Raw genomic sequence first — 9,203 nt, 5'->3', positions numbered from 1 at the left:
GACCGCGAAGCGGTTGCCAAGCCGGAAGCACCCAAGAAAGAAGCAAAACCAAAGGCCGAAAAAAAGGAAAAGGAGGCCAAGGCGGAAAAAAGCGCAGCGACCAAGAAGAAGGCGGCCACCAAGAAGACTGCCAAGAAAAAGACGGCGGCGAAGAAGACTGCCAAGAAAAAGACGGCCAAGAAGAAGGCCGCCAAGTAGGGTTTCCATACCGCCAGTCAGTCAAAAAGCCGGGCTTGCCCGGCTTTTCTGCGTCTGACGTGATCGCTGGGCAGTGTTAGCATGCCCGCATGATCGGTTTGCTGACAGATTTCGGGATCCGCGACCCCTACGTGGGCCAGTTGCACGGAGTGCTGGTACAACAGGCACCGGGCGTACCGGTCATCGATCTCTGGCACCATCTTCCTCTCCGCGACGTCCGTGCCGCGGCCTATCTGCTACCCGCCTACGGTCGAGGCCTGCCGCCCGGCAGTATCTATGTGTGCGTGGTCGATCCCGGCGTCGGCGGGCCGCGCACGCCGGTCGCGCTGCGACTGGATGGCAACTGGTACGTGGGTCCGGACAATGGCCTGTTTGCCATCCTGTGGCGTCGGGCCCGGGATCGGAAGTGTTTCGGCATCGATTGGCGGCCGGGCACGATATCCAACACGTTTCACGGTCGCGATCTTTTCGCACCGGTTGCGGCACAGCTGGCAAGGGGCGAAAACGTCCCCATGCATGGCACTGAACCCGAGGTTCAGCACCCAGACTGGCCAGACGATCTTGCCGAGATCCTGTACATAGACCACTACGGAAACGCCATCTCGGGGATCCGTGCCGCCAGCATTCCCCCGGGCTCCGGATTGCGAATTGCCGATCTCGTTGTTTCCCGCGCCGGGACCTTCTCCGATGTCGCCGCGGGTGAGGCGTTCTGGTACGAAAACAGCAACGGGCTCGTGGAAATCGCGGTAAATCTCGGAAGCGCCGCAGAGCAGCTGGCCTTGGGCACGGGAGACAAGGTCTCTGTGTTAACATCAGGTCAAGAATAACCGGAAACCGGATCTCGTTACCCCGCGGGAGGAGCACTCCTCGAAACCTGAGCGCGATCGGGACACCTTCACGGTGTTTGCCGGCGGGCGCCCGGTCGGTCCTGGTTCCGGAACAACGAAGCTCCGCCACGAAAGGATCTGCGGGATGAAGTACGCATACTTTATTAATCCGCTCGCCCGTGACGGGTCCCTGGGCCGGCTGTGGCAGCGGGTCGAACACCACTTCAGGGATGCCCTGCCCGACAGCGAGTTCTTTCTCCCCACAAGCGCGCAGCAGTGCCGGGACATGGTGGCGGAAGAGTCCGGTGCCGGCGTTTGTATCGTGGCCGTCGGCGGCGAAGGAACGATGAATGCGGTTGCCAGCGGCATTCTCGCTGCGCGCTGCGAGCGCGAGACGGTGATGGCCCTGGTTCCCTTCGGAAACGTGAATGACTATGCGAGTGCTATCGGCCTGCAAAAGGATTGGCATCGGGCCCTGGAAACCCTGAAGACGGGTCGCGATGTCGATGTCGGGGTCACAGAGTTATTCACACAAAAAGGGAGCTTCTATTCCCTGAACATTGCCGATACCGGTTTCGGCGCTACCACGGCCAAGCGCCACACTGTGGACCACGAGATGCGCTGGGCCCGGGGACGACTCAAATACAACCTGCTGGCCCTGCGCACGCTGATCAGTTGGCGCAACGTTCCGGTCCGGATCCAGGTGGACGAGGAAAGGATGGAGGGCGAGTTGACCCTGCTGGCGGCGGGGTACAGCCCGACCCTGGGGGGATTTCATCTTCTGCCCGGCGGATATCCGACCGCGGACCACATGGCCGTCACCCTTGCCATGAACATGGGCCGTGTGGAGATGGTCCGCCTGATGGAGCAGGTGAAGTCCGGCCCGGTGCCGGAGTCCGAGCACCTTCTGTATCGCACCGCCCGGCATCTGACAATTGAAGCGGACGCCGCCCTGGCCTGTTCCGTGGATGGGGAAGTGGTGGACACCGAGGCCTGGCGTGTGGAGTTTATTGCCCACAGCCGCCGGCTCCGGTTCCGGGTACCGGCCGCCTGGGCGCAATCCGCGGAGGAATGACGAACCTGGCTTCCCGCGGGAACCGTATCCCTCTATAATCCGCGTCCCCAAAACAGACGAGTAAGGAAGACAGTATGGCCATGAAAGTCGTCAAGAAGACAGACAACTACACAATCTATTCTCGCCGTGATGGCCGCTACGCCGTGACCGGTGCCGACCGCAAACCCGTCAATGGTGAGGACAAGGTCCGGATTCTGGTGGAGGAGGGACTGCTGAAGGTTGCCGCGCCGGCGCCCAAGACGGAACCCGAGCCAGAGGCCGCCGCGGAAGCGGAAGCGCCGGCAGAAGAAGCCGAAGCCGAACCCGCCGCCGAGGCGGAAGCCCCAGCCGAAGCCGAAGGTGGTGAAGAGACGCCGACCGAATAGGATTCAGGCGAGCCGGTTCAACCGCAACGGGCGCGTGATCATTCACGCGCCCGTTACTGATTCGGTATCAGGTTTTCGGTCCGGGCGTTCGGGCAGGGAGTTCAATGCGCATGCGGACGCCGCCATCGGGATGATTGGTGGCCTGAATCGTTCCTCCGTGCACCCGTACTGCCCGGTCGGCTATAGCCAGGCCCAGGCCATAGCCCCCGGTCGATCGATCCCGGGCCTCATCCAGGCGGGCGAAGGGCTCGAACACCTTTTCCAGCATCGCCTCGGGGATGCCGGGGCCGTGGTCGCGGACGGTAATTGCGCAGCGATCCGGCCGATCGGCTTGCCGCGCCACGGAAATCTCCACCGTCGTCCCGGGTGCTGTATAGGCGACCGCATTGCGAACGACGTTTTCAATCGCGCTGTGCAACAGGGCCTCGTTTCCCTCGACGACAACCGGATCCAGTTGGGTCACGCGGACATCGCAATCCCGGGCCCGGGCCTCGAAGGCGGCGTCGTCAGCCACGGTTTCGACGATGGATGTCAGATCCACGCGCTCGCGCTGGAACTCGGCGACCCCGGACTCCATCCTGGCAAGAGACAACAATTGCCCGACGAGCTCGTTCAGCCGTTCGATTTCCTGCTCCATACGGTCGAGTTCGTCGGCAATGGCTTCGCCACCGCGTTGGCGCGTGAGCCCCAGGGCCACTTGCAGGCGCGCCAGTGGGGATCGCAATTCATGGGATGCGTCCCGTAGCAGTTGCCTGTGGGATGCCAATAGCGCGTCCAGACGCTCCGCCATGTGATCGAAGTCCCGTGCGAGATCGGCGATTTCATCCCGGCGATTCCCCAGGGTGGCGCCAACCCGCTGACTGAGATCACCGTTGGCGAAGCGACGAGTTGCGGTCCGCAGCCGCGTTACCGGCGCTGTGAGGTAGCGCGCCAGAAGCAGACACACCAGACCACTTACCAGGGCCGCGACCACTACCGGCAGGGCGATGACACGTGGTCGACTAAGTACCCTTCCCAGGGTGACGCTCTGAAAGTCGGGAATCAAATAGACCGTGCCCATACCGGGCACCTCGATGCCATGGCGCAGCCAGCGTGGCATGTGGTGGTCGTTTTCACCGAAGTCCCGGTGCCCGACTCCGATCTGATTGTAGCGGCGAATCCGTTCGGCGAGGCGAGGCGGAACGGGTCGGCCCAGGAGATCTTCGCCTTTGGAATCCAGCACCAGCAGGGGGATTGGCTCGCGCAGGTCCACATCGTGCGCCCAGGTTTTCAGACCCTTGATCCCGCCGTGATCAATGGCGCGACGCGCCTGGTGGAAGTAACTTGCCATGCGTTCATGGGGCCGGGTGGCAAGCCGCTGGTGTCGCGTGTGCTCCAGATAGCTGGACGCGGTCCAGATGGTCGCCGCCGAGAACAGAACCAGTGCCGCCCAGAAAGAAAGAAAGATCTTCCAGAACAAACCGCCCATAGTCAGGCCCTCACGTACTGGTAGCCGACGCCACGAACGGTCTTGATTCGCTCGCTGCCGTCGGCCAGTGGCCCGAGTTTCCGGCGAAGATTGCTGACATGCATATCCAGGCTCCGGTCATAGCGGGCCAGTTCCCGGCCCAGGGCCTGCTGTGACAAATCGGTCTTTGGCACGACCTCGCCCGCGTTCCGCAGCAACACCGCCAGTACGCTGAATTCCGTGCTCGTCATGGCCACCGGTTCTCCGTTGAGGCGCACGGTTCGGGTTCCGGGTTCGAGAGTCAGGTCTCCCTGCACGATCTGGGTGCCCCCCTGTTCTTCGGATCCCGTGCCGGCCTCGCTGCGCCGGAGGACCGCACGTATTCTGGCCATGAGTACACGCGGATTGCAGGGTTTGGCCAGATAGTCGTCGGCGCCCAACTCCAGACCGAGGACGCTGTCGACATCGTCTCCGCGCGCGGTCAGCATCAGTACCGGGACCTGCGACTGTTGTCGCAATTCCCGCAGTACATCGAATCCGTTCAGTTTCGGCATCATCACATCCAGCACCACCGCGTCATAGTCCCCATTGGAGGCCTGCTCCAGGGCGGCGGCGCCATCGTGAGCAAGTTCCACGTCGAAACCCTCCCGGCCCAGGTATTCTGCGAGCAGTGCCCCGAGTTCGACATCGTCATCGGCTATGAGAATTCGGTTCATGTATCGGTATCCCGGCCCAGGAATCTGTTCCGAAAGTGTGCCATACAAGAGGGCATACCTTACAGGCGCGCGCCGGACCCGGGTGTTGATTTACATACATTTACGCCCCGGTCACCCATCTTGACCGTCCGCCGGCGTAGGCTTCGTCCATGTCGGGAACAAGCCCGGCCGTTCACAAACCATGTTTACGAGGAGCATATGATGAAGAAAGCTACTGTCCTGTTGCTTGCCGCTTCCCTGATGGCTGGTACCGCGGGGATTGCCAGTGCTGACTATGGTCGCCATGGCGGACCCGGTCGGGGCTGCGGTCACGGCGATCGTATTGAGCGCATGAAGGAGCACCTGGGCCTGAGCGACAAGCAGGTCACCAGGATCAAGGCGATCAACACGAAGTACGAGCCCGAACGCAAGGCCCTGTGGGAAAAGATGCGTGCCAACCGTGAGCAAATGCGCGCACTGATGGACAAGGGAACGGCCAGCGATTCGCAGGTCCAAAAGATTGCCGATGCCCAAGGCAAGATCAAGGCCGACATGACGGTCCTGCGTTTCAAGATGAAGCAGGAAGTGGACAAGGTGCTGACCAAGGAACAGCTGGAGAAGCGTCAGCAGTTTTACAAGCACTGGCGGGAACACCGTCGGGAAGGTCAGGCCAGCTGAATCCACCGCAAGGAACGACGAAAACAGCCCGGCATGCCGGGCTGTTTTTTGCCTTCAACAGGACCTGTGATACGAAGTCGCCGTGCTACAATCCTTGGCACCAGGCGTGTGCAGCGTCGGGCCCACGGAATCAGTTTCGTCGATAACCAGGACGCGCGATGAGAGCCGAATTCGCCATTCTTGTCATACCGGGAATCTTCCTGCTTTCGTTTATTGTCGCGTACGTGTTTTTTGTGCTTGCGCTGTACAGGTGCGTGGAGCGGATCCGCCCGGAGAACCGTGGCATGGAGCCGGCACTGGTGTGGCTGAATCTGATTCCGAGTTTCAACCTGGGCTGGACTTTCTACAGTGTCACCCAGCTGACCGATGGAATCAAAAGGGAACTGGGATCCGAGGCCGGTGACGGGGGCTGGGGACTGGGCCTGGCCCACGCCATTCTACTGGTTGCATCCTTCACCCCCGGGTTTGGTCACCTGATCAGCCTGGCCTTCTTCGTCGTCTGGATCCTGTACTGGATCAAGATTGCGGAGTTCTCGCGGCGAATGGAAACCGCCCGCCTGCCGCAGTCCTGAGGCTCCCCATCGGCAAAGGAAAAGCGCCCCCGGGGGGCGCTTCGGCCTTGCGTCGTGTCGGGGTCGCCTCAGTCGCGGGCACCCTTCCACAGGTTGAACCGCAGCAGCATCGCCCCAGGGTGAGGAACTCGGCCGTGGCCACGACCGGGACCAGGCTTTTGTTGTCGGACAGGAGCAGGGCCAGGCTGCGCATCATGGCCAGCAGACCAATGTTGGCGAGCCAGAAATGGATCCCGGCGTACCCGTTTTCCACCGCCTTCGGATAACCGCGGTAGATCAGGCCGGAAACGGCCATGCCGACCCAGCCCAGCAGGTTAATGTGGGCGTGAACCGGGGCCATGGCGAAGTTCTCGGTGGCCCCCATACGGATGCCGAGCACCATTCCCAGTGCCCCATAGACCACGCCGGCATAGACGAAGCGATTTGCGGTGGACATACGGCCTCCCAAGAGCGCGATTGTGGTTTGTTGTTGTGGCGGGCCTGGGGGGTCCGGCCCCGGAAAAAGTGTAGCGGCGGGGCGGTTCCGGGGACAGGCATGATCGATGCCGCGGGCGGCGAAATCCCGGGTCCAGGCATGTTGTTTTTCCCCCGATTTGGATATACTGATCGCCGCTGCTGGGTAGTGGCAATGGTCGTTCGGTCGTTTGTTCCCTCCGAGTTCTACCTCCAAACCTCCCTCGCTCTTCCGGTCAGCCTCTTTGTTCAATTTGATAGATAGGTAAGGTGTGATGGCTACAGGAACGGTGAAGTGGTTTAACGAGTCCAAGGGCTACGGATTCATCAGCCAGGACGACGGCGGGAAGGACGTGTTCGTTCATTTCCGGGCGATCCAGGGCACGGGCTTCAAGACCCTGGCCGAGGGTCAGCGGGTTACCTTCGACGTGGAAGAAGGTCCCAAGGGTCTGCAGGCGGCCAACGTCAACGCGCAGTAGGACGACCGCCACAAGCGAAGTTCCGGAGACCCGCCGCGAGGCGGGTTTCCTTTCTGTATCCGTGGACCCCTGCGGGGCGGCGGGAGGCCGGCACCGCGCCGTTGGTTACTTCTTCTGGCGTGGCTGCCAGGCGGAATGACCCCGTGCTGCCCGGGCGTTGATATTCTCGGTCAGGTCTCTGGCGAAACGAGCCACCTGTTCGCGGGAGCCCTGCCGGTAGCCCGTGATGGCGGACTTGCCGTTGTCGATTACGTAGCGATACCAGGTCCCACCGTCGCTGCCCGCCGGCGCATCGACCTTCTCGATTGTCGCCATGCTGAAACTGGCTGGATTCATTCGTGGTTTCTCCTGTACTCGCCTAGTGGCGTCCGCCCCGTCGACCCCGGTTTCTGGCCCGTTCCTCATTGACCCGGAGCGGGCGCCCCTTGAAATCGCGCCCGTCGAGAGCCGCAATCGGGAGCGAGGTTTCCTACGAACATTCGTTTCATCAAAATCTCCAGTTGCGGGTCCACGGGCCATGTGCCGGGTACAGAACCGGGGCGCGAGACATCCGGGTCTCGGGAAGCCTATGGCGGGTGGCGGTTTCCCCGCGTGCGTGTATGAGGTGCGCCGTATAGGTGGGATTGTCCGCTCGCGACGGCGACCGGCCGTCGGGGAATGGGTGAAAGCCTCATCAGGCGCGATACGGCTGTTATTGTACCAGAAACGGTCCGCTCCGGCCTGTCGCGGGGAGAAACCTGGAACGGGCCTTGAAACAGGAAGAAATCGATACCATTTACTGACTGTTCGCGTATAGTGGCGAATGCTGCTGGGTAGTGGCAATGGTCGTTCGGTCGTTTGTTCCCTCCGAGTTTCACCTCCTTACCTCCCTCGCTCGTCCCGTCAGCCCAATCATTCAATCTATATAGGTAAGTTACAATGGCAACAGGTACAGTTAAGTGGTTCAACGAGTCCAAGGGCTACGGTTTTATCAGCCAGGACGACGGCGGCAAGGACGTGTTCGTGCACTTCAATTCAATCCAGGGCACTGGCTTCAAGACCCTCGCCGAGGGCCAGCGTGTGAATTTCGAGGTGGAGCAGGGTCCCAAGGGCCTGCAGGCGGCGAACGTTAGCGCACAGTAAGCCGCTACATTTGCAACCGTACTCGGAAAACCCGCCGCAAGGCGGGTTTTCTTTTTGTATTCGACGGGAGCGGTTGGTCAGCTGCGTCGCAGCTCGTCGCGCACGGCGATGGGGGTGGGGTAACGCCAGACGATGAGGTACATGGAGACCATCATCGTCAGAATGGTACTAAGCTCCAGCAGATACACTGTGGTGTGGCCCGCGGCGCCCGTTTCCCCGGCGAGTACGGCGATGAGGAAGGCGAACTCACTGTTCTGCCCCAGCCGTACGCCGATCTCGTTCGCTCGTGCCGGCTCCTCCCCGGCGTAGCGGAGCAGGTAGCGGAATACGATGGGTTTCGCCGCCAGCACTATCACGGCCAGCACTGTAGCCGGCAGCACCACGTCCGCAAGCAGGCGAAGGTTCAGGCCCGCGCCCAGGGTGAAAAAGAAAATGATCAGAAAGAAGTCTCGCAGGGGCTTGAGACTCTCGGCAATGAACATGGAGATCCGGCTGCGGGCCAGGGCCACCCCGGCGACAAAGGCACCCATTTCTCGCGACAGGCCGGCCCACACCGCAAGTTCCGCCAGCCCCAGGCACCAGCCAATGGCCAGCAAGAAGATGTACTCCTGGATGACGTCGAAACGGACGATTAGCAGCGAAAGCACATACCGTTCGACGAGGTATGCGAATACCGACAGTGCGGCGAGGGCTCCCAGGAGTCGGGCAATGCCCATGGCCATGTCCTGATTGCTTCCGGCTCCAGCCTGCAGCCACAACATCATCAATATAGCGAGAACGTCCTGTAGCAGCAGGATACTGATGATCAGTTCGCCCGTGTGTCGATGGTGCAGCACGGTGGTAGGCAACAGTTTCAGCCCGACAATGGTACTGGAGAACATGAGTCCGCCGCCGAGGATGAGTGATTCTGAAAACGGCAGACCAAGTACGGCCCCGGTGGCCACGCCGACGGCGGCAAACAGCAATGCGCTCGCACCGGTGATCAGGGTCGTGGAACCCAGCAGCCGGATCAGTTTCTGTGGATGCATGTTCAGGCCCAGCAGAAACAGAAGGAACATGATGCCGATATCGCCCGCACCCTTGATCAGGGCCGCGTCCCCGGTCCAGTTCAGGACCGATGGCCCGAGCAGGACGCCGAGGATGATGTAGGAAACGATCAGTGCCTGGCGCGCAAGCAGCGCAATGGTGGCGATCACGGCCGCGCCGGTGAAGATCAGGAAGACGATATACAGAAGTGGATCCGGATGCATGGTTCCAGTTCACCATTTGCAGCGGGCGGCTGTCCAGTCCCG

13 protein-coding genes are annotated in these 9,203 nt (G+C 61.4%); 8 read left to right on the top strand and 5 right to left on the bottom strand.

The genetic code is table 11. The features are described from left to right. From P8X48_11405 to P8X48_11390, 4 genes are all read left to right on the top strand, one after another. Window positions 1-198: hypothetical protein (locus P8X48_11405; GenBank protein ID MEJ2107910.1), on the top strand; the 198-nt coding region annotated here is incomplete at its 5' end. An 89-nt stretch (window positions 199-287) separates the two neighbouring features. After that, window positions 288-1,025, top strand: coding sequence for an SAM-dependent chlorinase/fluorinase (locus tag P8X48_11400; protein MEJ2107909.1), 738 nt, complete (start codon window positions 288-290; stop codon window positions 1,023-1,025). Between the two features lie 145 nt (window positions 1,026-1,170). After that, complete coding sequence (locus P8X48_11395) at window positions 1,171-2,100, top strand: diacylglycerol kinase family protein (protein ID MEJ2107908.1); 930 nt, start codon at window positions 1,171-1,173, stop codon at window positions 2,098-2,100. Between the two features lie 74 nt (window positions 2,101-2,174). Further along, window positions 2,175-2,465: a hypothetical protein gene (locus P8X48_11390; GenBank protein MEJ2107907.1), complete on the top strand. Its 291-nt coding sequence runs from the start codon at window positions 2,175-2,177 to the stop codon at window positions 2,463-2,465. Between the two features lie 67 nt (window positions 2,466-2,532). On the opposite strand, the gene P8X48_11385 is transcribed toward P8X48_11390, so the two are convergent. Continuing rightward, the gene (locus tag P8X48_11385) at window positions 2,533-3,933 is read right to left on the bottom strand and encodes an ATP-binding protein (protein MEJ2107906.1); all 1,401 of its coding nucleotides are present in this window, start codon (window positions 3,931-3,933) and stop codon (window positions 2,533-2,535) included. A 2-nt stretch (window positions 3,934-3,935) separates the two neighbouring features. Beyond that, window positions 3,936-4,628: a response regulator transcription factor gene (locus tag P8X48_11380; GenBank protein MEJ2107905.1), complete on the bottom strand. Its 693-nt coding sequence runs from the start codon at window positions 4,626-4,628 to the stop codon at window positions 3,936-3,938. A 201-nt stretch (window positions 4,629-4,829) separates the two neighbouring features. Here P8X48_11380 and P8X48_11375 point away from each other — a divergent pair, with 201 nt between their 5' ends. Both P8X48_11375 and P8X48_11370 read left to right on the top strand, forming a co-directional pair. After that, window positions 4,830-5,285 (top strand): Spy/CpxP family protein refolding chaperone, encoded by a 456-nt coding sequence (locus P8X48_11375; protein MEJ2107904.1) that lies wholly within the window; start codon window positions 4,830-4,832, stop codon window positions 5,283-5,285. Between the two features lie 158 nt (window positions 5,286-5,443). Further along, complete coding sequence (locus P8X48_11370; GenBank protein ID MEJ2107903.1) at window positions 5,444-5,857, top strand: hypothetical protein; 414 nt, start codon at window positions 5,444-5,446, stop codon at window positions 5,855-5,857. Here the strand turns inward: P8X48_11370 and P8X48_11365 are convergent. Then, window positions 5,802-6,293, bottom strand: coding sequence for a hypothetical protein (locus tag P8X48_11365; GenBank protein MEJ2107902.1), 492 nt, complete (start codon window positions 6,291-6,293; stop codon window positions 5,802-5,804). The genes P8X48_11370 and P8X48_11365 overlap by 56 nt on opposite strands. Window positions 6,294-6,585: 292 nt before the next feature. Here P8X48_11365 and P8X48_11360 point away from each other — a divergent pair, with 292 nt between their 5' ends. Further along, a complete protein-coding gene (locus P8X48_11360; protein MEJ2107901.1) occupies window positions 6,586-6,789 on the top strand; it encodes a cold-shock protein in 204 nt (67 codons plus the stop codon). 105 nt (window positions 6,790-6,894) lie between these two features. Here P8X48_11360 and P8X48_11355 read toward each other — a convergent pair whose 3' ends face one another. Continuing rightward, complete coding sequence (locus P8X48_11355; protein MEJ2107900.1) at window positions 6,895-7,125, bottom strand: hypothetical protein; 231 nt, start codon at window positions 7,123-7,125, stop codon at window positions 6,895-6,897. A 582-nt stretch (window positions 7,126-7,707) separates the two neighbouring features. Here P8X48_11355 and P8X48_11350 point away from each other — a divergent pair. Further along, window positions 7,708-7,911 carry a cold-shock protein gene (locus P8X48_11350; GenBank protein MEJ2107899.1) on the top strand — a complete coding sequence of 68 codons (204 nt, stop codon included), beginning with the start codon at window positions 7,708-7,710 and terminating at the stop codon, window positions 7,909-7,911. A gap of 77 nt (window positions 7,912-7,988) precedes the next feature. Here the strand turns inward: P8X48_11350 and P8X48_11345 are convergent, their stop codons facing one another. Continuing rightward, complete coding sequence (locus tag P8X48_11345) at window positions 7,989-9,161, bottom strand: cation:proton antiporter (GenBank protein ID MEJ2107898.1); 1,173 nt, start codon at window positions 9,159-9,161, stop codon at window positions 7,989-7,991. Window positions 9,162-9,203 lie beyond the last annotated feature (42 nt).

It is taken from the genome of Acidiferrobacteraceae bacterium (genome assembly GCA_037388825.1).
In the GTDB taxonomy this organism is placed as follows: Bacteria; Pseudomonadota; Gammaproteobacteria; order Acidiferrobacterales; family JAJDNE01; genus JARRJV01.
This window is presented reverse-complemented; position numbering and strand designations above follow the sequence as displayed.

Bases quoted from the DNA above. Each gene is read 5' to 3' on its own strand.
- P8X48_11400 (MEJ2107909.1), top strand. From the start codon at position 288: ATGATCGGTTTGCTGACAGATTTCGGGATCCGCGACCCCTACGTGGGC.
- P8X48_11395 (MEJ2107908.1), top strand. From the start codon at position 1,171: ATGAAGTACGCATACTTTATTAATCCGCTCGCCCGTGACGGGTCCCTG.
- P8X48_11390 (MEJ2107907.1), top strand. From the start codon at position 2,175: ATGGCCATGAAAGTCGTCAAGAAGACAGACAACTACACAATCTATTCT.
- P8X48_11385 (MEJ2107906.1), bottom strand. From the start codon at position 3,933: ATGGGCGGTTTGTTCTGGAAGATCTTTCTTTCTTTCTGGGCGGCACTG.
- P8X48_11380 (MEJ2107905.1), bottom strand. From the start codon at position 4,628: ATGAACCGAATTCTCATAGCCGATGACGATGTCGAACTCGGGGCACTG.
- P8X48_11375 (MEJ2107904.1), top strand. From the start codon at position 4,830: ATGAAGAAAGCTACTGTCCTGTTGCTTGCCGCTTCCCTGATGGCTGGT.
- P8X48_11370 (MEJ2107903.1), top strand. From the start codon at position 5,444: ATGAGAGCCGAATTCGCCATTCTTGTCATACCGGGAATCTTCCTGCTT.
- P8X48_11365 (MEJ2107902.1), bottom strand. From the start codon at position 6,293: ATGTCCACCGCAAATCGCTTCGTCTATGCCGGCGTGGTCTATGGGGCA.
- P8X48_11360 (MEJ2107901.1), top strand. From the start codon at position 6,586: ATGGCTACAGGAACGGTGAAGTGGTTTAACGAGTCCAAGGGCTACGGA.
- P8X48_11355 (MEJ2107900.1), bottom strand. From the start codon at position 7,125: ATGAATCCAGCCAGTTTCAGCATGGCGACAATCGAGAAGGTCGATGCG.
- P8X48_11350 (MEJ2107899.1), top strand. From the start codon at position 7,708: ATGGCAACAGGTACAGTTAAGTGGTTCAACGAGTCCAAGGGCTACGGT.
- P8X48_11345 (MEJ2107898.1), bottom strand. From the start codon at position 9,161: ATGCATCCGGATCCACTTCTGTATATCGTCTTCCTGATCTTCACCGGC.